Genomic DNA, 20,808 nt, shown 5'->3' on the forward strand with positions numbered 1-20,808 from the left:
ACAGTATGGGCTCTTGCGCGAACGCCTCAGTGCCGCAGCATCTCAGCGACCAGGAACGCCAGCTCCAGCGACTGCTGTGTGTTCATGCGGGGGTCGCAGGCCGTCTCGTAGCGATCGGCGAGCTGGTCGTCGCGGATCTCCTGGGCGCCGCCGACGCACTCGGTGACGTCCTCACCGGTCAGCTCGATGTGGATGCCGCCAGGGTGCGTCCCGGTCTGGCGGTGGACCTCGAAGAAGCCGAGCACCTCGTCGACGACCTGGTCGAACGCGCGGGTCTTATAGCCCGAGGCGGCCTCGTAGGTGTTGCCGTGCATCGGGTCGCACTGCCACACGACCTTGCAGCCGGCGGCCTCGACCTTCTCGATGATCGGCGGCAACAGCCCACGGACGTTCTTGTGGCCCATGCGGGTGATGATCACGAGCTTGCCCGGTACGTTGTCGGGGTTGAGCTTCTGGCACATCTCGACGACCCACTCGGGGGTCGCGGTCGGGCCGATCTTGCAGCCGACCGGGTTCGCCACGCGCGACAGGTAGTCGATGTGGGCGCCGTCCAGCCGGCGGGTCCGCTCGCCGTTCCACAGCATGTGCCCCGACAGGCCGTACGCCTTGCCGTTGAAGATGCGGGTGAGGGCCCGGTCGTACTCGATCGCGAGCATCTCGTGGGACGCGTACACGTCGGCGGTGTGCAGGGCCTCGTCCTCGACGCCGCACGCGGCCATGAACGCGACGGCCCGGTCGATCTCGCGGCCGATCGCCTCGTAGCGCTCTCCGGCGGCCGAGGTGCGGACGAAGTCCTTGTTCCAGTCGTGGACGGCCTGGAGGTCGGCCAGACCACCGTGCAGGTAGGCGCGGAGCATGTTCATCGCCGCGGCGGCGTTCGCGTAGGCGCGGATCATCCGCTGCGGGTCGCACACCCGCGCTTCCTCGGTGGCTTCGAGGGAGTTGAACATGTCGCCGCGGTAGACCGGGAGCCCGAGTGCATCGGTGGCCTTGGAGCGCGGCTTGGAGTACTGGCCGGCGACGCGGCCGACCTTGATGACCGGCAGCGAGGCGCCATAGGTGAGCACGACCGCCATCTGCAGGAGCGTGCGCATGTTCGCGAGCACGTGGTGCTCGGTGTTGTCCAGGAAAGTCTCGGCGCAGTCGCCGCCCTGGAGCAGGAAGGCTCGGCCCTCGCAGACCTCGGCGAGCAGGCCCCGCAGGTGGTCGACCTCGTAAGGTGCGACGATCGGCGGAACGCCCGCGAGCACCCCGGCCACTTCCTCGACTTCGGCGTAGTCGGGCCACGGAGGAGTCTGCTCCCTGGGAAGACTGCGCCAGGCGTCGAGCTGATAGCGTTCGGCCTCCTCCGCGTCGGCGACGACGGGAACGAGACCGGGATTGCGCAGATCATGCCATTGGCGGTTCACGCGCTAATCCTACGTGGCTGTTCCGGCGGTGTACAAAAGTGCATTCGCCATCTCATTGGGTGAACCCGCACACCCGATCGGCGTGCTCGGGCATCCCATGTTTCGGCGCGCGTCTAGGCTGGCCTGGTGCGCAAGACGACGATTGAAGAGTGGCTGGCCGATCTGGCATCGGACAAGCCCGCGCCGGGCGGCGGCGCCGCGGCGGGAATGAACGCGGCGGTGGGCGCGGCCCTGGTCTCGATGGTGTGCAATCTGACCATCGGGAAGCCGAAGTTCGCCGAACACGAGCAGGTCATGCGCGAGGCGCTGGCCGAGGCCGAGCGGCTCCGCGCCGAGGCCGTCCAGCTCGCCGAGGACGACGCCGAGGCCTTCTCGGGAGTCGTCGCCGCCTACAAGCTGCCGAAGGGCACCGACGAGGAGAAGGCGGCCCGCACCGCCGCGATCCAGGCGGGCCTTGTCGATGCCGCGGAGGTGCCTCTGGCCGTCGCGAAGGTCTCGGCCGAGATCATCCGGCTGTCGGGGCGGATCCTCGACGGCTCGAACCCGAACGTGCTCTCAGATGTGGCCGTGGCTGCGTCGAGCGCGAAGTCGGCGCTGGAGTCGGCGGCGCTGAACGTCGACATCAACCTGGTGTCGATCAAGGACGCCGCCCAGCGCGAACGGCTCGCCAGCGCCCTCAACGAGGCGCTCCAGGCGAAGGTGCAGGCCGAAGCGATCATGCAGGCCGTGGCGAAGAGGATCAGAGCATGAGCGACATCGACGGGCGCGCGGTCGCCAAGGCGCTGCGCCAAGAGGTCGGCGAAGCCGCCGAGCGGCTGCGGGGCGCGGGCGTCGTGCCGACGCTGGCCGTCGTCGTGCCGACCGACGACGAGGGCACCGCCTGGTACGTGCGGTCGATCGCGAAGACCGCCGACAAGCTGGGTCTGCGCTGCCGCATCGAACACCTCACCGACCCCGGGCGGGACGAGATCGTCGCGAAGCTCCAGGAGCTGTCGGCCGACCCGCAGATCCACGGGATCATCTGCCAGACGCCGCTGCCGGAAGGCGTCCAGCTCTCCGAGCTGGGCGGGCACATCCACCCGGGCAAGGACATCGACGGCGCGAACCCGCAGAGCCTCGGGCGCCTCGCGGCGGGACTGCGGACGTGGGCCCCTGCGACGGCGGCGGCCGTGTTGGAGCTGTTGCACCGCCGAGGCGTGCCGCTGTCGGGCGCGCGCGCTGTGGTCGTCGGCCGCTCCACCGTGGTCGGCAAGCCCGCGGCGCTGCTGCTGCTGGCCGAGTCGGCGACGGTGACCGTGTGCCACTCGCGCACCAAGGACCTCGCCTCGGTCTGCCGGGAGGCGGACGTGCTGGTCGCGGCCGTGGGCCGGGCGGGCATGATCGGCGCGGAGTTCGTCGGGCCCGGCGCGACCGTGATCGACGTGGGTACGAACCCGACGCCGGACGGCGGCCTGGTCGGCGACGTCGACTACGAGGCGGTCGCCCCGATCGCGGGCGCGATCACGCCCGTTCCGGGCGGGGTCGGACCGGTGACGACGATGCTGCTCCTGCGCAACACGGTCGAAGCCGCCGAACTGGCAAATACCTGACAGACATTCACGATTACCGAGCGTAGTGTCGGTCCGACACGACCGGGTCCGCAAACCCGTTGCTCCACGCGTTCCTCGACATCGGCGGCGTCGCCATCGTGGTCGCGTCGGTCTGGACGGCGATGCCGTGGGGCCCGGCCGCGCAAAAATGGCTGCTTGTCGGGCTGATCACCCTGGTGCAGCGTGGCGGTCCTGGCGTTCGTTCCCGAGGCGTCGCACGCCCTCAAGGGCCGGGGCCTCGCGATCGGGATCGCCGTCAGCGTCGCGGCGATCGTCCACACCCGTCGTGCCGCCCGCTCGGAGCAGAAAGCGGCGGCGGATGGTCGGCGGTAGAAGTCCGCATCGAGACCCGTCACCTGGACGCCGTGGGTCTTTAGGGACGTGAAGTCGGCGAGCTGCGGGAGCCGGCCGATTTCACCGGTAGAAGCCACGGGCACGCCCGGTCTGACGAACCGGACGTGCCCGTGGTTGTGCTTTCGTACCGAACTCAGGCTCCGAAGAAGACTTCGGCGTCCTGGTAGCGCTCGACCGGGACGGTCTTGAGCACGTCGGTCCCCTCGTGGATCGGGATGCGCACGACGTTGGTGCCCTGGAGCGCCATCATCTTGCCAAAATCGCCCTCGTTGGCCGCGTCGGCGGCCTCCAGGCCCAGACGGGTCGCCAGGACCCGGTCGAACGCGGACGGGGTGCCGCCGCGCTGCAGGTGGCCCAGGATGATCGCGCGGGTCTCGGAACCGGTGCGCTTCTTGATCTCCTCGGCGACCCAGTCGCCCACGCCGCCGAGCTTGACGTGGCCGAACGCGTCGACCTCGCCGTCCTTGAGCTGCATCTCGCCGCCCTTGGCGACCGCGCCCTCGGAGACGGCCACGATCGTCGACTTGCCGGCGTCCATCCGGTCCTTGACGAAGTCGGCCACCTTCTGCATGTCGAACTCGACCTCGGGGATGAGCGTCGCGTTGGCGCCGCCGGCGATCCCAGCGTGCAGGGTCATCCAACCGGCGTGGCGGCCCATGATCTCGACGACGATGCAGCGGTCGTGCGACTCGGCGGTCGTCCACAGCCGGTCGATCGCCTCGGTGGCGATGTTGACCGCGGTGTCGAAGCCGAAGGTGTAGTCGGTGCCCGACAGGTCGTTGTCGATGGTCTTCGGGACGCCCACGCAGTTGATGCCGTCGGCGGTCAGTTTCGTGGCCACGCCCAGGGTGTCCTCGCCGCCGATGGCGATGAGGGCGTCGACGCCGAGAGCGGCCATGTTCTTCTTGATGGCCTCGACGCCGCCCTCGATCTTGTAAGGGTTGGTACGCGAGGAGTGGAGGATGGTGCCGCCCTGGTCGAGGATGCCCTCGACGGTGTCCCAGTCCAGAGGCTGAGTGATGCCTTCGATCGGGCCTTTCCAGCCGTAGCGGAAGCCCACGAATTCGTGGCCGTATTCTTTGGTGCCTTTGCGGACCGCGGCACGGATGACCGCGTTGAGACCGGGGCAGTCACCGCCGCCGGTGAGCACGCCAATGCGCATGCGTCGTACTCCCTAGAGTGAGAACTGTTAACTGGGCGGCCTCATTGCCGAAACTTGGCTCAGCCTATCTCGGCACTTCGCAGCGGTGATGCGGGGCCGCGGCGCGTCTCAGCGGAGGTCGGGAATCGAACGCTCGCGGCGGAACGCCTCCAGCGCCGCCCAGCGCTCCAAGTTGAGCTTCGCGTCGGTGAGGGCGTCGTGGAGGTCGGCGTCGTCTGCGACCGGCAGTTCGGGTCGGCCCAGGTCGTCCCAGCGCTGGCGCAGGTCCTTGGTCATGCGCGGCAGGGCGCGCGGCAGCTCGGGCATGGCGCCCCACAGCTGCGCGAACACTACGTGGTCGTAGGCGCCGTACCAGGCCCACATCTCGATGCGCTCGCCCGGATGGGAGCCGGACTTCTTGCGCACGGGGGCGATGAGGAACTCGTAGAGTTCGTCGCGAATGGTCGCGCGGCCCTTCCACAGCGGACTGGCCGGGCCCGGCAGTTTGTCGAGGACATTGCGCCGCACCCAGTCGATCGCCCTGGACGGATCGAATTCCGTTGAGACGGCGTAATACTCACGACCATGTTCATCGACGACGCCGATGGAGACCAGGTCGATCGTGCGACCGTCCTCGATGAACTCGCAGTCGTAGAAGTATCGGTACGCCACGCATCGGCCTTTCCTATGATCACGGGCGGCATCCTCGGCCGTTCCCGGCAGTCGCCCGTATGTCGCCGGACTGGAGTCGACGCTACGCCATACGATCTGGTGGCCGGTATCTGACCTCGCAATCCGCACATGAAGAAAGTGATATCGGACATTCAGCGCTAAAATTCGTATAATCGCTCGTACATTTGAACGAGCGACAAGTGCGCCCTGCGAACGCAGGACCCAACGGAGCGTGAAGTTTCCGACACCAGGCTCTGTACAACTACGGAAAAGACAGCGATCATCGGAGGGAACCCGCGGACCCGGTCCCACCGAAGGGGGAAGAACCATGGGTGTCAGCCCATCTGAAGACCCGCTCGCAGGCGTCGCCATGTTCGCCGGCCTCGACCCGCAGGCCCGGCGCAGGATCGCGGACGTGGCGGTGCAACGCCAGTACCGCCGCGGCCGCCTGCTGTTCTTCGAGGGCGAAGCGGGCGAGTCGCTCATCATGATCCGCTCCGGGGCGGTGAGCGTCTTCCGCACGGCCGCCACCGGTGAGCGGGCCATGCTGCACGTCGCCCGCGCGCCCGAGGTCCTCGGCGAGGTCTCGCTCCTGGACGGCTCGCCTCGCTCGGCCTCGGCCGAGGCGCTCGAGGACACCACGGCGCTGGCGCTGGCGCGCTCGTCGTTCCTGGAGCTGGTCCACGGCAGCCCGAAGATGCTGGACGCGGTGCTGCGGTCGATGGGCATGATCGTCCGCCGACTCACCGAGCAGTCCTCCGACCACGTGTTCCTCGACCTGCCCGGGCGGGTGGCGAAGACCCTGGTGCGCCTCGCCGAGCAGCACTCCTCCCCCATGACCACGATCGAGCTGAACCAGACGCAGCTGGCCGAGATGGCCGGGGGCTCGCGCCAGAGCGTGAACCAGGCGATCGGGATCTTCGCCAACCGCGGCTGGCTGCGCACCGAGGGCCGCAAAATCGTGGTCGTCGACCTCGCGGCGCTCAGACGCAGGGCCGGATTCGGAGGGGCCGAGGGCTAGTCGCGGCCCTTCTTCTTGACTTTGGCGGCGTACTCGTCGACGTAGTCCTGGCCGGAGAGCTTCCGCAGGGCGTCCATGACCTCGTCGGTGACGGCGCGTTCGACGGTGCGGTCGCCGACGAGTCCGGCGTAGCGGCCGAAGTCGAGCGGCGGGCCGATCTTGATCCGGGCCCGACCGACGCGCGGAAGCCGCTTGCCGATCGGTTGCAGCTCACCGGTGTTGAGCATCGCCACCGGCACCACCCGCGATCCGGTCTCCAGCGCCAGGCGCGCCACCCCGGTCTTGCCGCGGTAGAGCCGCCCGTCGGGCGAACGGGTCCCCTCGGGGTAGATGCCGAAGAGCCGGCCCTCGGAGAGGACGCGCTTGCCGGTGCCGAGTGAGGTGTGAGCGGCATCGCCCCCGGCGCGGTCGACCGGGATCGCGCCGACCGCCGCCACGAACGTGCGGGTGAGCCAGCCCTTGAAGCCCGTCCCGCTGAAGTACTCCTCCTTGGCGATGAAGGTGATGTGGCGCTTGACCACCAGGGGCAGGAACACCGAGTCGAACACCGCGAGGTGGTTGCTGGCGAGGATCGCCGGCCCCGTATCGGGCACATGGTGGAGCCCCTCGACCCGGGGGCGCCATATCGCCCACAGGATCGGCCCCAGCACGGCCTTCAACACCCGATAGATCACGGACTCAAGCGTATCGGTAGTGGTCAACTCGGCCCACGGCGAGCGCTCGGGGGCGCGCGAGCCCGGCCGGGGGCCGGCGCCCGAGCGGTGGCCGCCACCCTCCGGTCCGTGCGAGAATGGGCGAGCGGCACGAAAAGGGACTCAGACGCTGGGAGGCGGCGTGTCAACCGAATCCGAGGCGTTCACGTTCGACGTCGGTCCGGACGCAGAGGCCACGATGCTCCTGTGCCACGGTTTCACCGGGGACCCGTCGAGCTTGCGCCCGTGGGGCGAACACCTGCGCGATGCGGGCTTCAACGTGGTGTGCCGCCTGCTCCCCGGGCATGGGAGACCATGGCGGGAGCTGGCGAGGACCACCTGGCAGCAGTGGTACGCCGAGCTCGAGGAGGGCCTGGCGGAGGCGCAGAAGTTCGACCGGCCGGTCTTCGCCGGAGGTCTGTCGATGGGCGGCTCGCTGACTTTGCGGCTCGCCGAGCAGCGCGGCGCGGAGCTCGGAGGGATCGTGCTGGTCAACCCGGCGATCTACGACAGCAAGCCGCAGGGCTTTCTCGCGCCGGTGCTGCGCTATGTCATGCCCAGCGTGAAGCCGATCGGCTCGGACTTGGCGAAACCCGACGTCCGGGAGAAGACCAGCGACCGGACGCCGGTGGCGGCGTACGCCTCGCTGCGGCGCCTGTGGAGCGTGACGCGTCCCGACCTGCACCGCGTGACGCTGCCGGTGCGCATCTTCACCAGCGCCGTCGACCACGTCTGCAACCCCCGGAACAGCGCCGTCATCCGAGCCGGGGTGCGTTCCAAGGACGTCGAGGCTACGATTCTCCCGCGCAGCTACCATGTAGCGACCCTCGACTACGACGCGGAGACGATCTTCTCCGGAACCGTCGAGTTCATGACCAAGCAGTTGGCCAAGACCCGAGGTGCCCATGACTGACCGCGAAGAGGAACCGGAGCAGGGCGGTGAGATGCGCCCCGAGGACGTCGACCGGCGCTTCAACGAGCTCATCCGCGATCTCAACCCCGATCACTCCTCCGGGCTTCCCGAGCCCATGACCCCGCCTGCACCGCCTCCCGCCGAGGAAGACGAGCCGACACTGCTGGAGCTGTGGGACGCCGAGCTTCCCGAAGACGAGGACGAAGAGGACTACGAGCCGCCGGAGCCGCCGCCGATGCCGTGGCCGAGCCTGCCGGCGATCGGCGGCGTCCTGTTCATCCTGGGCGGTCTGCTGCTGCTGGTTCGGCCGGGCATCGCGCCGCTGGGGACGAACCCGGGCCGGCTGATCGGCTTCCTGGTGTTCGTGGTCGGCGTGTGGCTGCTCATCAGCCGGTTGAAGGACGATTCCGCGGAGGGCGAGACCGACGACGGCGCGGTCGTCTAGGCCGTGTCTGATGGCCTCGGGCGAGGTCGAATCCGAGGTCATTTGTTCGCTCGCAAGGCGGAAGGCAGTCCGGCTACCGGGCTTGCAACCAGGCTGCCTGACAACGCAGCGGGCGGGCAAATGGGCCGGATACGGCCTAGCCGGGGTTGCGGCGCTCGGCGTTTCAACGGGCAGAACGGGTCCTTGACGGAGCAAACGATTGCAGATCAATTTCCGCGGCTCTGGGAAGTACCCCGCCTCTCCATCGGGTGGAGACGGCCACATACGACAGTCGACCGGCGCTGATTCGATAGGCCTCACTACGTTTGGCCTGCATGGCGACGCCATTCCCACCGTGGGCTCACGAGGCCACTGCGCGCACTGGCCGGCCGGCGTCGAGGAGCGCCGTGAACCTCGCAAACATCGCGAAATTCCGAAGTTGAGGGCCGGAGGCGTTCGATTTTTTGCAAACGGTTGCGTAAGAAGCCTTGACCCTGAGAAAGGTCTATCCCTAGGCTTATCGACATATATTGATATCAATCGCTCAGGAGGCAGAACCGATGCGACGATCGATCGCACTCAAATTCGGGACGGCACTGGCCACGGCGGCCGCGGTCGTCGCCGGCGTCGCACTCTCGATGACCCATGCGTCGGCCCAGACCAGCGGCGCGACCGGGTACGCGACCCAGAACGGCGGAACCACCGGCGGCGCGGGCGGACAAACGGTACGGGCCACCTCGGGGACCGAGATCCATCAGGCCCTGTGCAACCGGGCCAGTACCAGCACCCCGGTCATCATCGAAGTCTCGGGAACCATCAACCACGGCAACACCGACAAGGTGTCGGGCGACAGCTGCGACACCGCCGACGACGTGATCGAGCTCAAGAGGATCAGCAATGTCACGATCGTCGGTGTCGGCGGCGGAGCCGTGTTCGACCAGATCGGCATCCACATCCGCGAGTCCAGCAACATCATCATCCAGAACGTGAACGTCCGGAACGTCAAGAAGTCGGGCTCGCCCACTTCCAACGGCGGGGACGCCATCGGGATGGAAGCCGACGTCCGCAATGTCTGGGTCGACCACGTCACCCTGGAGGCGTCGGGCGGGGAGAGCGAAGGCTACGACGCCCTGTTCGACCTGAAGAACAACACCCGGTACGTGACCCTGTCGTACAGCATCCTGCGCAACTCCGGCCGCGGCGGCCTCGTCGGCTCCAGCGACGGCGACTCGGGCAACAGCTTCATCACCTACCACCACAACCTGTACCAGAACATCGACTCCCGCACGCCCCTGCTGCGCGCCGGGACGGCCCACACCTACAACAACCACTTCACCGGCATCAACAAGTCGGGCATCAACTCCCGATTCGGCGCGAGCGTCCAGGTCGACAACAACTACTTCGAGGACTCCAAGGACGTCCTGGGTACCTTCTACACCGACGACATGGGCTACTGGGAGGTCAGCGGCAACATCTACGACAACGTGACCTGGTCGTCCGACGGCAGCGACAACCACCCCGCCGGGCCGAACCCGCAGTCGACCACCTCGGTCAGCATCCCGTACGGCTACGACCTCGACGACGCCGGATGCGTGCCGGAGGTCCTGCAGGAGACCGCGGGAGCCGACAAGGGCCTGCTGGTGTCAGACGGCAACTGCTCCGCGGAGCAGCCTACCGGCGGTCCGAGCGACGGTCCGAGTGATGAGCCGACAGGCGACCCGACCGAGCCCGGCGGCAGCAACCTCAGCATCGGGGCCGGCTCCGACGGCTCCAGCAAGGCCGGCGGGACCAGCTACGGCAACGTGCGGGACGGCGACATGAGCACCTACTGGTCACCGAGCGGCCCGACCGGCCGCATATCGATCAAGTGGGGCTCCGACGTCACGGTGTCCGCGATCAACATCCGCGAGGCGTCGGGCGCCGAAGGCGACATCGACTCCTGGCAGGTGGTGAACCACGACACCGGTGCGGTCCTGGCGTCCGGCAGTGGAGCGGGCGTCATCTCCTTCTCCCCGACCGCACTGCGCAAGATCGACTTCGTGATCACGAGTTCGAGCGGCACGCCCAGAGTCGCCGAGTTCGAGACCTACGCCTAGGACTGGTCGAGGAACGAGGAAGCCTCCCGCTGTGTCCGTCACGCTGCGACAAGGCAGGCGGGAGGTCTCCGTCGGGCATGGCCGGGAGTACCCGCGCCTAGTCCTTGCGGTTGAGCCAGGACAGGATCGCGTCGAGCAGCCCCTCGGCACCGGGACCCTTGAAGACGTCCTCGGAAGCGCCGGGGAAGGTCAGCGGCGCGACCCCGTAGGCGTCCGTGACGGCCTGCGTCTGCTTGGACTGCGCTTCGGACTCGCTGACGACCAGCAGCACTCGGGGATCGCCGACGGGTTTGGGCAGCGACTTCGGGAGCTTCTGCGGTGCCACCAGGACCAGAGCGTCGGCCGGGTAGCGGGCGGCGGCCAGCGCGGTCCAGGCCGCGCCGCGGCCGTGGCCGACGAGGACGGCCCTCCGGGGGATCGCGATGGCGGCCTGCACGACGTCGTGGACGTAGGCCTCGACTCCGCCGGGGGCGGCCGGCGTGTTGCCCTGGCCGCGCACGCTGACGGCGGCGGCGTAGCGGCCTGAGCCGGCGATGCGTTTGAGCCATAGGACGCCGAATGCGGCGGCGCCGGCCCCGTCGCCGGTGCAGCACAGGACGGGCGAGGCGTCGGGGTCGTCCTGTGCCTCGAAGTCGAACAGGTCCGCGGGTTCGATGACGGCGATCTCGCGTTCGACGGCGGCGGGCTCGGGGGTGCGGGTGCGCCGGACCCAGGCTTGCAGGCTCACTTCGCTGGCTCCTGTTCGAGGGTGTCGATGATGCGGACGAGGCCGGCGAGGTACTCCTCGGCGTCCACGGCGAGGCGGTGCCGCGGGGAGATCCCGGTCGAGTCGACCTCGTACTGGGCTGATTCGCTGACGACCTGCTGGCGGAAGTTCGCGGCGCGCTCGGGGTCGCCCTTGCGGATGTTGAGCCAGTGGGAGATCGCGTGGGTCTGCCAGTGGACGATGGGGAGCACGCCGACGCCGGGCTCGATCAGGCCCGCGACCGCCAGAGTCTCCACTCGCGGTGAGAACATGCGGGCGAGCAGCTTCGGGTATTCGGATTCACCGTCGACGCCGAGCAGTCCGGCCGGGACGCAGCCGATCTTCGGCTTGTAGCCGGTGGCGAAGACGACGACGTCGGGGCGCACGGTCTCGCCGTCGGCGAAGGCGACCTCCCCGCCTTCGAAGTGGGCGATCTCGGGGCGGTGCTCGATGGAGCCGTCGCCGACGTGTTCGAGGTAGCGGCCGTTGCGGATGGGCTCCTCGTCGGTGTGGCTGTGGTCGGGCGCCTCCATGCCCATGCGGGCGGAGAGGTGCCGATGCCCCTTGAGGATCCGGTTGGTGAGGAGGCTGCGGATCCAGCGCGGCCTGTTGTGCAGGCGCGCGAGGGCGTAGTCGGCGGGCTCGCCGCCGAGGTATTTCGGCAGGTACCAGTAGCCGCGGCGGACGGAGTGGACGCAGCGGTCGGCGTTGACGGCGGCCTCGCAGGCGATGTCGATGCCGGAGTTCCCGCCGCCGACGACGAGCACCGATTTGCCGCGCAGCCGGGAGCCGTCCTTGAGCTGCGAGGAGTGCAGGACGGTGCCGCGGAACAGATCCTGTCCGGGGTAGGAGGGCAGGTTCGGGACCCAGTGGTGTCCGGTGGCGACGATGACGGCCCCGTATCGCAGGCGGCGGGCGGCCGATCCGGCGGCGGGCTTGACGACGACCTCGAAGCGAGAGCCCTCGACGGGTTCGATGTGGGAGATCTCGGAGCCGTACCAGATGTGCTCGGCGAGGCCGAAGTGCGCGGCGTAGCCCTTGAGGTACTCGAGCATCCGGGCCGCGGAGGGGTAGTCGGGCCAGTGGTCGGGCATGGGGTAGTCGGGGATCTCGGTCTGGGAGCGCGAGGTGACGAGGTGGGTGTTGGGGTAGAGCGGGCTGTGCTGGTTCTGAGGGTTCCAGAGGCCGCCGAGAACGGTGTCGCGTTCGTAGCAGTCCACTTCGAAGCCGTTCTCGCGGAGGTTCTTGACCGCGATCAGGCCGGAGGCTCCGGCGCCGATGACGCAGACGGCCTCGCCGCGGTCGTATGCGGCTTGGGAGGAGTACTCCTGCAAGGGACTTGCTCCTTCTGATCGGGGGCGACGAACGGGTGCCGACTCGGCAAGCAGTGGGCGTCAGGGCTGAGAGCAGATTACCGTGAGCGGGGTTCATACTTTCGGGGGAGGTAGGCTGCGCGCGTGGTGTTCGAGCTGTGGAAACATCCCCCGGTCGGGACTCCCGTGTTCCGTGAGGAAGGACAGGTCGTGGTGGCCTCGCACCGCCTCGCGAAGGAGGTGCTGCTCGATGCCGGGCGATTCTCCCCCGCGAATGCGCTCGACGCGGTCACCCCGCTGCCGCCTGCGGTGCTGCGGGAGCTGACGCGGCACCGGTTCCGACTCCCGGCGACCTTGGCCAACAACGCGACCGACAGCCACGCGCACATCAGGGGCCTCTATGCGGAGGTGTTCGCACCGGCGCGGGTCGAGGCGCTGCGACCGTGGCTGACCGGGCTGGCGCGCAGGGCGGTGCTGCGCGCGACGGGACGGCTGCGGGCGGGCGAGGCGGTCGACCTGGACGCCGCGATCTCGTCGGAGATCCCGCTGGCCGCGCTGGCGCGGCTGCTGGAGTTGGACGTGGACGCGACGGCCGAGGTGAAGCGATTCAGCCGAGCGGCGCTCGAGCTGTTCTGGGGGCGGCCCGGCCCTGACCGCCAGCTCGAGCTGGCGCGGATCGTGGGTCCGTATCACGCGGTGCTGCGCTCATGGGCGGCGAAGTCGACCGGAGCGACGAGGCGGGTGCTGGAGGCGCACGGCGAGGACGCGGCGACCGCGGCGCTGTTCTTCCTCCTGGTGGCTGGCCAGGAGACGACCTCGCAGTTCCTGACGCTCTTGGCGCACAAGCTGATCGAAGAGCCGGATCTGCTTGAGGCCGAGCCCGCGGCGGTAGTGGAGGAAGGCCTGCGGCTTCTCCCGCCGCTGGTGTCCTGGAGAAGGGTTGCGGCGGCCGACACCGACCTGGGCGGATTGGAGATCGCCGAGGGCGAGTCGGTGCTGGTGTGGCTGGCGGCGGCCGGAGCGGACGAGGGCGTGGCCGAATGCCCGCACCGGATGGTGCCGGGACAGCGCGGATCCAGAAGGCACCTGGCGTTCGGCGCCGGGGCGCACCGCTGCCTGGGCGGGCAGTTGTCTCGCATGGAGGCTGAAGTGGTCGTCGCCGAACTCGCGCCGCTGCTGCGACGCTGCGAGGTCGTGAAGGCCCCGGTCAGCGAGGAGAACCTCTCCTTCCGAATGCCGAGCCCCCTCGTGGTCGCCATGCGCGGCCACCCGGGTTCGGTGACCCGGGCGGGTTAGAGGGCGCTGCTCCTGAGCATCTCGCAGGTCTCCTCGTATTCGCGTGCGGGGCGGAGCAGGCGAGGATGCCGGGGACCCGCTGCAGCGAGCGGGTAGCGGCGGACGATCGCGCTGCGCAGCACCAAGGCGGCCGCGTCGAGGCCTCGCTCGCGAGCCCCGATGTGCCAGGGTAGACGGCATGACGACTTCCGCTCAACTTCGCAAAGGCGCGCTTTCCAACCCTGAGGTGGTCGAAGACGATGCAGACGGTGCGCTGGTGTTCACTGTAGCCGGCAAGGAGTTCGCCTCGCTGGATTCGGACGCCCGCGTGCGACTGCGGCTGCGGGCTGCCGAGGCTGGGGACATGGCCGCCCAGTACGAGACGGCCGAGCGCGCGGGCGACTTCGTGCGTCTGCCTATCGACGACATCGACGGCCAGGCTCTCAACCACTGGGTACGGCGCGCCTGGCTCCGGTGTGCGCCACCGGAGCTCGCGGCACGGGCGTCCGCTGCAGAGAAGGCCGGCGCCGGTGAGGTCGGCGACCTGCCGAAGGCGATCGGGCGACCGGCCACCCGGGCGCTTGCGAACGCCGGCGTCACCACGCTCGACCAGGTCGCCGGGCTTTCGGATTCGGAGCTCAAGGGGCTGCACGGGGTCGGACCGAGGGCCGTGAGGATTCTCCGGGAGGCGCTTGAGGCCCGCTGACGGCCACGCGATCTGGGGGTCCGGCTGATGGAGCTTTTGAATCTGCTGGACGTTGAGGTCGAAGCGCAGGCCGGCCTGGGGCATCTCGGTCGCGGTGCCGGAGCCGCCGCCGGTGGGCACGAGGGCACAGTCGGTACACAGGTCAGTAGACGGACATCCCGGTCACAGTGCGAGCCATTCGCCGGCGCCGAGTCGGAAGACCTCCGGCGACAGTTCCCCCGCTCCGTCGGGGATGCAGCCGAGTCGGTCGCCCGGGAGGTCGAGGAGGTTCTCCCGCTCGGCCAGGCCGGGTTCGTGGGGCCAGGCGCCGATGACCACGGCCGCTTCGACGCCCCGACTGGAGAGCGCTTCGAGGGTGAGGGCGGTGTGGTTGAGCGTGCCGAGTCCGGCACGGGCCACCACCACGGCCGGGCACCCGAGTTCGACCGCCAGGTCGCGCACGTTCCAGCCGTCTTCGCCCATCGGGACCAGCAGGCCTCCCGCGCCTTCCAGCAGCACGACGTCGGCGGTGCGCTCCAAGGCGGCGTCGGAGACTTCTTTCAGCCGCAGCAGCGGCGCCTCGGCGCGACGTGCGGCGGCGAAGGGGGCGAGCGGGTCCGGGTATGACCTCAGGCAGCGCGCCGGGGCACCGCTGAGCCGACCCGCGGTCGCGGCGTCGTCATCGTCGCCGGTCTGAGCGATCTTGACGACCTCGACTGTGGTGCCCTTGGACAAGAGCTGCGCGGCGATGGCGGCCGTGGTGACGGTCTTGCCGACACCGGTGTCGGTGCCGGTGACGATCACCGGGCCGTCGAATTCGATCATGGCCGCTCCTCCTCGACGACGTGCAGCGCCTTCTCGAAGTCGGCGGCCTCGACTCCCACGTTGATCGTGATCCGCAGCCTCGAGCGGTGATCGGGTGTCGACGGCGGCCGAAAGCAGCCGACGGCGACGCCTCGGTCGGCGCAGCGCTCGGCCCAGGCCCGGGCGGCGTGGGCGTCTCCGGCCGGAGGCGACAGGACCCCGGCGGCGGGCGCCGGGGCGTCCAGTGCGCGAGCGGCGAGCGCGGCGCGGCGTCCTAGTTCGGCGCGGGCCCCGTCTGCGCCGCGGGCGATCGCGAGCGCGGCACTCGCCCCGGCCACGACGGCGGGTGGGGGCGCCGTGTCGTAGATGAAGGTCCGACTGGTGTCCGTGAGGTGGCGGCGCAGCACCTCGGGGCCCGCGATCACGCCGCCTGCGGCGCCGAGGGCCTTGGAGAGGGTGGCGGTGATGACCACGCCGGGGTCGCCCGCGAGTCCGGCGGCGGCGACTCCCCCGCCGCCGTTCTCACCGATGGTCCCGACGGCGTGGGCCTCGTCGACGATCATGAGGGCCTGGTGAGCGGCGGCGAGGGCGTGGATGTCGACGAGGGGCGCGGCGTCGCCCAGGACGGAGTAGACCGATTCGACCACGACGATCGAGGGTCGCAGCTCGGTCAGTTTGCGTTCGAGGTCTTCGAGATCGTTGTGGGCGAAGGTGTCCGCGGGTCCTCCCGCGAGTCGGGCGGCATCGTGGAGCGAGGCGTGGGCGTGGGCGTCGAGCAGGACGGGGCCGGCCAGCGCCGCGATCGCGCCGAGGTTGGCGAGGTACCCCGACGAGTACAGCGTCGCGGTCTCGGTCCCGGTGTGGCCGGCGAAGTCGGCTTCGAACGCCTCGTGGATCTCGGTGGTGCCGCGGACGAGTCGTGATCCGCCGGCGCCGAGGCCGTGTGCTTCGAGCGCGGCGGCCGAGGCGGCCTTGACATCCGGATGGGCACTCAAGCCGAGGTAGTCGTTGCCGGCGAGGTCGATCGCGTCGGCCCTGGGCCGGGCGTCCCTGGCGAGCCCCGCCCGCCCGCGCAGTTCGGCCTTGCGCGCCAAGCGGTCCCAGACCCTCATACCAGGACCTCGTCGACGGCTTCTGCGAGTGCGTCGACGAGGAGGTCGGTCTCCGTCTCGCCGAGGGTCAGCGGCGGCATGACGATCACGGTGTCGCCCAAAGGCCTGAGCCAGACGCCGCGTTCGCGGGCGGCCTGGCATACGTCGAAGCCGGTGCGGGCGGTCCTGGGCTCGACCTCGACGCCGATCATGGTGCCCAGCCGGCGTACCTCCTTCACGTGTTCGTGCGCGGCGATGGGTTCGAGGAGCTTGCCGAGGCGTTCGCCGAGCCTCGCGGCCTGGCCGACGACGTCGAGTTCCTCCATGACGCGGAGGTTGGCGAGGGCGGCGGCGCAGCAGAGGGGGTTGCCGGTGTATGTGTGGCCGTGGAAGAACGTGCGCGGCCCGGTGTCGCCCGGGCGGGCGAGGAAGGCTTCGTAGACGTGCTCGGCTGCCAGCACGGCAGAGAGGGGCAGGTAGCCGGCGGTGATGCCCTTGCCGCAGGTGAGGAGGTCGGGGACGACGCCTGCGTGCTCTGCGGCCCACATCTTGCCGGTGCGGCCGAAGCCGGTGGCGACCTCGTCGAAGATGAGCAGGGCGCCGGAGGTGTGGGCGAGCTCCCTCGCGGCGCGGAGGAACGCGGCGTCGTAATCGAACATGCCCGCGGCGCCTTGGATCATCGGTTCGACGATGATCGCGCAGACCTGGTCGCCTTCGGAGCGCATGACCGACTGGAGCTCGGCGATGGCCCTCGCGTTGCGTTCCGGTCCGAGGGCGCGGTCTCCCGGCGAGGCGATGCCTATGGTTTCGAGCAGGAGCGGCTTGTAGGTCTCGTGGAAGAGGCTGTGTCCTCCGACGGAGACTGCGCCGAGGGTGTCGCCGTGGTAGGCGTACTCCAGGCGGACGAACTTGGGCCTGGGGTGCCCGGTCTGCGCCGAGTACTGGTACGCGATCTTGAGGGCGGCCTCGACGGCGGAGGATCCGTCGCCGGCATAGAAGACCTTCGTCAGATCGGGGCCGTCTCCTCTTGGGGCGAGGGCGATGAGGCGCTCGGCGAGCTCGATGCCGGGGGTGTGCGTGGTACCGAGGAAGGTGGAGTGGTCGAGTTTCGCGAGTTGCTCGGTGACGGCCGCGTTGACGTCGGGGTGGCAGTGCCCTAGCGTGGTGGTCCACAATGAGGAGACCCCGTCGAGGTAGCGGCGCCCGTCCACGTCGATGAGCCAGGGCCCCTCTGCTCGTTCGACCACGGTGGGCCGGTCGTCGACCCAGTTGGCGTGCTGTGTGAACGGGTGCCAGACGGCGGCGTCGTCGCGGGCGGTCCAGTCGGCGCTGTTCGTCATCGCCGGCTCCCCTCTTAGTGGTTTCCTACAAAGTTCTTTGGAGGATAGTCGAGGTTCAGTGTCCGGCGGTCCTCGACCCGAGGGCCCTGCGAGGCGCGACTCATCCCACGCCGCCGTCGAGAATGGGCCCTAAGCATTGCAAATCCGTTGCAGCCTAATATGACCGACACGACCGGAACGCCGATCCTCCGTCCCACTTTCTACACTTTGAACACACTCCGGCTCTTGACAAAAAGAGCCGTCACGTTCAGACTGGTGGAACTTGCGGCAATCGCGGAGGATTGTCGCTTACCTCCCCCTTAGGTTTCTCAAGGCCCCGGCGAGCTTGCGAGCCGTAAATTTGCGAGGAAGGCTCTGTGTCGCACCAGAACCCCGAACCGGCCCGAACCCCCGCGCCGGGCGAACCTGAGGACGAGCGCAGGCCCACGTTCGGCGACGTCTTCGGCAACCGGGAGGCGGCCGCGTTCCTGGCGGCATACTGCCTCTCCAGCGCCGGCGCGATGCTCAACCGGGTCGCCGTCACCTTCCTGGTCTGGAGCAACACCGGTTCCGCGGCCCTCGCCGCCGCTTCGTTCGCGATCAGCTTCGCCCCGTATCTCGGTCTCGCCCAAGTCCTCGGCGCCATCGTCGACCGCTACGCCTACCGCAACGTCATGGTCGTGTGCGACCTGCTGCGCGCGGGCCTGGTCGCGCTGCTGCTCATCCCCGGCATGCCCGTCCCGGTCATGATGGCGGTCGTCTTCGCCGTCGCGGCCGTCCAGCCGGCCTACTCCGCGGCCCGCACCGCGACCCTCGCCCAGATCCTCACCGGTGAAGCCCTCTCGGTCGCCATCGCGCTCAACCTCAGCGCCACCGGCGTGTCCCAGATCATCGGCTACCTCGCCGGCGGCCTGCTCGCCGCGATCAGCCCGTACACCGCGCTCGCGATCAACGCGGCCCTGTTCGCCGTCAGCGGCCTGACCGTCTTCCTCCTGGTCAAGTACCGGCCCTCGGTCAACAAGCGCGAGGAGCGCCGGCACGTGCTCGTCGAGACCGGCGAAGGCCTGAAGATGCTGCGAGACAACCGGGTCCTGCGCACGGTCTCCTTGGCCATCTGGGGCCTGTACTCCCTGGCGGCCGTACCCGAGGGCGTGGCGGTGCTGTGGGCCGTCCACCTCGACGGCGGATCGATCACACAGGGCACGATCATGGCCGTCGACGCCGCCGCCGCGATCGTCGGCCTGCTGGTGTTCACGCGGTTCGTCCAGCCCGCCTTGCGCGACAGGCTCATACGGCCCCTCGCGTTCGCCGCTCCGGTGGTGCTGGCGACCGCGCTGCTCGACCCGCCGCTGACCGGAGTCATCGCCATCGCGATCGGGATCGGCCTGTCGACCGCGATCATGGCGCCGCTCAACGCCACCCTCGCCCACTGCATCCCCGACGGATGGCGCGGCAGGATCGTGGCCGCGGCGAACGGCGGACTTCAGCTCTCCCAGGGCCTGGCCATCGCCGTGGTCGGCGCCGTGGCCGAGTTCGGCGTGCCGCTGCCGTACGTCGTCGGCGCCTGGGGCGTGCTCGGGCTCGGTCTCATGGCGCTGGTGACGCGGCGCTGGCCAACCGCCGAGGAGATCAAGTCCGCCAAAGCGGCGGCGGCTCCCGCCAAGGCCTGAAACGATCGAGTCGGCCGACGGGAGTGCGCCGTCCCGTCCCGCGGTCGGAGGACTAGGCTCGACACGGCGTCAACCGGAATCACAGGAGCACTGTCGTGGAACACAGCAAGACCGTCGAGCTGCGCGGACACCTCATCGACCAGGGCGTCTTCGCCCGCGTCATGGACGATGTCCTCGAGTACTCGGGGGCCTATTCGATCGACCGGTTCGACGTGGGCCGTCACCACACCGACGAGTCCTACGTCGAGCTGACGATCTCGGCCGAGACCCCCGAGCAGCTGGAGCGCATCGTCATGCGCCTCCAGACGCATGGGGCCAACCCGGTCGACCCGGGCGTGGCGACCCTCAAGCCGGCCCCGCGCGACGGGGTGTTCCCAGAGGACTTCTACTCGACGACGAACTTCGACACCCGCGTGCGCGTCAACGGCGGCTGGATCGACGTCGAGAACTCGGAGATGGACTGCGGCATCATCGTCGCGCCCGACCACTCTTCGGCGCACACCCTCCCGGTCTCCGACGTGCGCGCCGGCGAGCTCGTCGTCTGCGGCGGCGAGGGCGTCAAGGTCCTGCCGCTGCCCGAGCCCGAGCGTCTGGATCCCGAGTCGTCGAACTTCGAGTTCATGTCCTCGGGCGTCTCCTCGGAGCGTCCGCAGGCCCTCCAGGTCCGTCAGATCGCCGAGAAGATGCGCGAGGTCAAGGCTCGCGGTGAGAAGATCCTCTGGGTCGGCGGTCCCGCCATCGTCCACACCGGAGCCGGTAAGGCGCTTGAGGCGCTCATCGGAGAGGGCTACGTCGACATCCTGTTCGCAGGGAACGCCCTGGCGGCGCACGACATCGAGTCGTCGCTGTTCGGCACCTCGCTCGGCGTCGACCTCGACAAGGGCCACGGCGTGCCGCACGGCCACGAGCACCACATCCGCGCCATCAACCAGATCCGCTCCTGCGGCTCCATCGCCGACGCGGTCTCGACCGGGGTGCTGCGCAAGGGCATCATGCACTCGCTGGTCGAGAACGGCAAGCAGTACGTACTGGTCGGCTCGGTCCGCGACGACGGCCCGCTGCCGGACGTTTACACCGATGTCATCGAGGGCCAGCGCGCGATGCGATCGCTGCTGCCGGGGGTCGGATTCGCGATCATGGTCGCGACCATGCTGCATTCGATCGCCACGGGAAACCTGCTGCCCGCGAAGGTGCCGCTGGTGAGCGTCGACATCAACCCGGCGACGGTCACCAAGCTGGCCGACCGAGGCTCGGGCCAGGCGATCGGCGTCATCACCGACATCGGCCTGTTCTGCGAGCAGCTCGCGAGCGAACTGGTCGTGGGCTACAAGCGCGAGTGACCGCGGCGCGGCACGGGTTCAAATCGGCGTTCTCGGGTTTCATCCGGAAATATTGATTGACATCACATCGATATCTGTTTATATTTGGTCGAGCAACTCAGCCAGGTGTCCGGGCTCCGGTTGGGCAAGGGCCGCGGGCGCCGCCGATCGAAGGCAGATCGATGAGGAAAAGCGAACTCGTCGGCCTCTTGACCGTCGGCGCGGTCACCGCAGCCACCGCCGCCCTCGCCCAAGTCGCCGCACATTCCTTTTTTA

The 20,808-nt window shown here is 69.1% G+C and carries 20 protein-coding genes; 11 read left to right on the plus strand and 9 right to left on the minus strand.

Features of this window, described 5'->3' with window-relative positions; all coding sequences use genetic code 11:
• Positions 1-26: 26 nt before the first annotated feature.
• Positions 27-1,388: a 3-deoxy-7-phosphoheptulonate synthase class II gene (locus L0U85_RS16705; protein ID WP_277605943.1), complete on the minus strand. Its 1,362-nt coding sequence runs from the start codon at positions 1,386-1,388 to the stop codon at positions 27-29.
• Between the two features lie 147 nt (positions 1,389-1,535).
• Between L0U85_RS16705 and L0U85_RS16710 the strand changes: the two genes are divergently transcribed.
• The 3 genes from L0U85_RS16710 to L0U85_RS16720 all read left to right on the plus strand — a co-directional run bounded on the left by L0U85_RS16710 (position 1,536) and on the right by L0U85_RS16720 (position 3,331).
• The gene (locus L0U85_RS16710) at positions 1,536-2,159 is read left to right on the plus strand and encodes a cyclodeaminase/cyclohydrolase family protein (protein WP_241378895.1); all 624 of its coding nucleotides are present in this window, start codon (positions 1,536-1,538) and stop codon (positions 2,157-2,159) included.
• Positions 2,156-2,998 carry a bifunctional 5,10-methylenetetrahydrofolate dehydrogenase/5,10-methenyltetrahydrofolate cyclohydrolase gene (locus L0U85_RS16715; RefSeq protein ID WP_241378896.1) on the plus strand — a complete coding sequence of 281 codons (843 nt, stop codon included), beginning with the start codon at positions 2,156-2,158 and terminating at the stop codon, positions 2,996-2,998. The genes L0U85_RS16710 and L0U85_RS16715 overlap by 4 nt, the downstream gene beginning before the upstream one ends.
• Before the next feature lie 183 nt (positions 2,999-3,181).
• Positions 3,182-3,331 (plus strand): hypothetical protein, encoded by a 150-nt coding sequence (locus L0U85_RS16720; RefSeq protein WP_241378897.1) that lies wholly within the window; start codon positions 3,182-3,184, stop codon positions 3,329-3,331.
• 154 nt (positions 3,332-3,485) lie between these two features.
• On the opposite strand, the gene L0U85_RS16725 is transcribed toward L0U85_RS16720, so the two are convergent.
• Both L0U85_RS16725 and L0U85_RS21425 read right to left on the minus strand, forming a co-directional pair.
• The gene (locus L0U85_RS16725; RefSeq protein WP_241378898.1) at positions 3,486-4,514 is read right to left on the minus strand and encodes a 6-phosphofructokinase; all 1,029 of its coding nucleotides are present in this window, start codon (positions 4,512-4,514) and stop codon (positions 3,486-3,488) included.
• Between the two features lie 108 nt (positions 4,515-4,622).
• The gene (locus tag L0U85_RS21425; protein WP_241378899.1) at positions 4,623-5,165 is read right to left on the minus strand and encodes a polyadenylate-specific 3'-exoribonuclease AS; all 543 of its coding nucleotides are present in this window, start codon (positions 5,163-5,165) and stop codon (positions 4,623-4,625) included.
• A 328-nt stretch (positions 5,166-5,493) separates the two neighbouring features.
• Here L0U85_RS21425 and L0U85_RS16735 point away from each other — a divergent pair, with 328 nt between their 5' ends.
• On the plus strand, positions 5,494-6,186 hold the full coding sequence (locus L0U85_RS16735; RefSeq protein ID WP_241378900.1) for a Crp/Fnr family transcriptional regulator: 693 nt from the start codon (positions 5,494-5,496) through the stop codon (positions 6,184-6,186).
• On the opposite strand, the gene L0U85_RS16740 is transcribed toward L0U85_RS16735, so the two are convergent.
• Entirely contained in the window at positions 6,183-6,860 is a 678-nt protein-coding gene (locus L0U85_RS16740; RefSeq protein WP_241378901.1) for a lysophospholipid acyltransferase family protein, read from the minus strand. The genes L0U85_RS16735 and L0U85_RS16740 overlap by 4 nt on opposite strands.
• A 160-nt stretch (positions 6,861-7,020) precedes the next feature.
• Here L0U85_RS16740 and L0U85_RS16745 point away from each other — a divergent pair, with 160 nt between their 5' ends.
• The 3 genes from L0U85_RS16745 to L0U85_RS16755 all read left to right on the plus strand — a co-directional run bounded on the left by L0U85_RS16745 (position 7,021) and on the right by L0U85_RS16755 (position 10,311).
• Positions 7,021-7,791, plus strand: coding sequence for an alpha/beta fold hydrolase (locus L0U85_RS16745; RefSeq protein WP_241378902.1), 771 nt, complete (start codon positions 7,021-7,023; stop codon positions 7,789-7,791).
• A complete protein-coding gene (locus L0U85_RS16750; protein ID WP_241378903.1) occupies positions 7,784-8,236 on the plus strand; it encodes a hypothetical protein in 453 nt (150 codons plus the stop codon). Before L0U85_RS16745 ends, L0U85_RS16750 begins: the two co-directional genes overlap by 8 nt.
• A 539-nt stretch (positions 8,237-8,775) precedes the next feature.
• Positions 8,776-10,311 carry a hypothetical protein gene (locus L0U85_RS16755; RefSeq protein ID WP_241378904.1) on the plus strand — a complete coding sequence of 512 codons (1,536 nt, stop codon included), beginning with the start codon at positions 8,776-8,778 and terminating at the stop codon, positions 10,309-10,311.
• Positions 10,312-10,408: 97 nt separating this feature from the next.
• Here the strand turns inward: L0U85_RS16755 and L0U85_RS16760 are convergent, their stop codons facing one another.
• Both L0U85_RS16760 and L0U85_RS16765 read right to left on the minus strand, forming a co-directional pair.
• Positions 10,409-11,038 (minus strand): alpha/beta fold hydrolase, encoded by a 630-nt coding sequence (locus tag L0U85_RS16760; RefSeq protein WP_241378905.1) that lies wholly within the window; start codon positions 11,036-11,038, stop codon positions 10,409-10,411.
• Positions 11,035-12,390 (minus strand): NAD(P)-binding domain-containing protein, encoded by a 1,356-nt coding sequence (locus tag L0U85_RS16765; protein ID WP_241378906.1) that lies wholly within the window; start codon positions 12,388-12,390, stop codon positions 11,035-11,037. Before L0U85_RS16765 ends, L0U85_RS16760 begins: the two co-directional genes overlap by 4 nt.
• A gap of 123 nt (positions 12,391-12,513) precedes the next feature.
• Between L0U85_RS16765 and L0U85_RS21430 the strand changes: the two genes are divergently transcribed.
• Together L0U85_RS21430 and L0U85_RS16775 are read left to right on the plus strand one after the other, a co-directional pair.
• Positions 12,514-13,665 (plus strand): cytochrome P450, encoded by a 1,152-nt coding sequence (locus tag L0U85_RS21430; protein ID WP_241378907.1) that lies wholly within the window; start codon positions 12,514-12,516, stop codon positions 13,663-13,665.
• A gap of 178 nt (positions 13,666-13,843) precedes the next feature.
• Positions 13,844-14,350: a hypothetical protein gene (locus L0U85_RS16775; protein ID WP_241378908.1), complete on the plus strand. Its 507-nt coding sequence runs from the start codon at positions 13,844-13,846 to the stop codon at positions 14,348-14,350.
• A gap of 162 nt (positions 14,351-14,512) precedes the next feature.
• On the opposite strand, the gene bioD is transcribed toward L0U85_RS16775, so the two are convergent.
• The 3 genes from bioD to bioA are packed head-to-tail and all read right to left on the minus strand — an operon-like array spanning position 14,513 to position 17,564.
• Positions 14,513-15,154 (minus strand): dethiobiotin synthase, encoded by a 642-nt coding sequence (bioD, locus tag L0U85_RS16780; protein WP_241378909.1) that lies wholly within the window; start codon positions 15,152-15,154, stop codon positions 14,513-14,515.
• Positions 15,151-16,245, minus strand: a complete 1,095-nt coding sequence (locus tag L0U85_RS16785) for an aminotransferase class I/II-fold pyridoxal phosphate-dependent enzyme (protein ID WP_241378910.1) — start codon at positions 16,243-16,245, stop codon at positions 15,151-15,153. Before L0U85_RS16785 ends, bioD begins: the two co-directional genes overlap by 4 nt.
• Positions 16,242-17,564 carry an adenosylmethionine--8-amino-7-oxononanoate transaminase gene (gene bioA, locus L0U85_RS16790; RefSeq protein WP_241378911.1) on the minus strand — a complete coding sequence of 441 codons (1,323 nt, stop codon included), beginning with the start codon at positions 17,562-17,564 and terminating at the stop codon, positions 16,242-16,244. The genes L0U85_RS16785 and bioA overlap by 4 nt, the downstream gene beginning before the upstream one ends.
• Positions 17,565-17,920: 356 nt before the next feature.
• Here bioA and L0U85_RS16795 point away from each other — a divergent pair, with 356 nt between their 5' ends.
• On the plus strand, positions 17,921-19,213 hold the full coding sequence (locus L0U85_RS16795; RefSeq protein WP_241378912.1) for an MFS transporter: 1,293 nt from the start codon (positions 17,921-17,923) through the stop codon (positions 19,211-19,213).
• Between the two features lie 95 nt (positions 19,214-19,308).
• On the plus strand, positions 19,309-20,553 hold the full coding sequence (locus L0U85_RS16800; RefSeq protein ID WP_241378913.1) for a TIGR00300 family protein: 1,245 nt from the start codon (positions 19,309-19,311) through the stop codon (positions 20,551-20,553).
• The last annotated feature ends 255 nt before the right edge of the window (positions 20,554-20,808 follow it).

It is taken from the genome of Glycomyces sp. L485 (assembly GCF_022548875.1).
Classification (GTDB): Bacteria; Actinomycetota; Actinomycetes; order Mycobacteriales; family Micromonosporaceae; genus Glycomyces.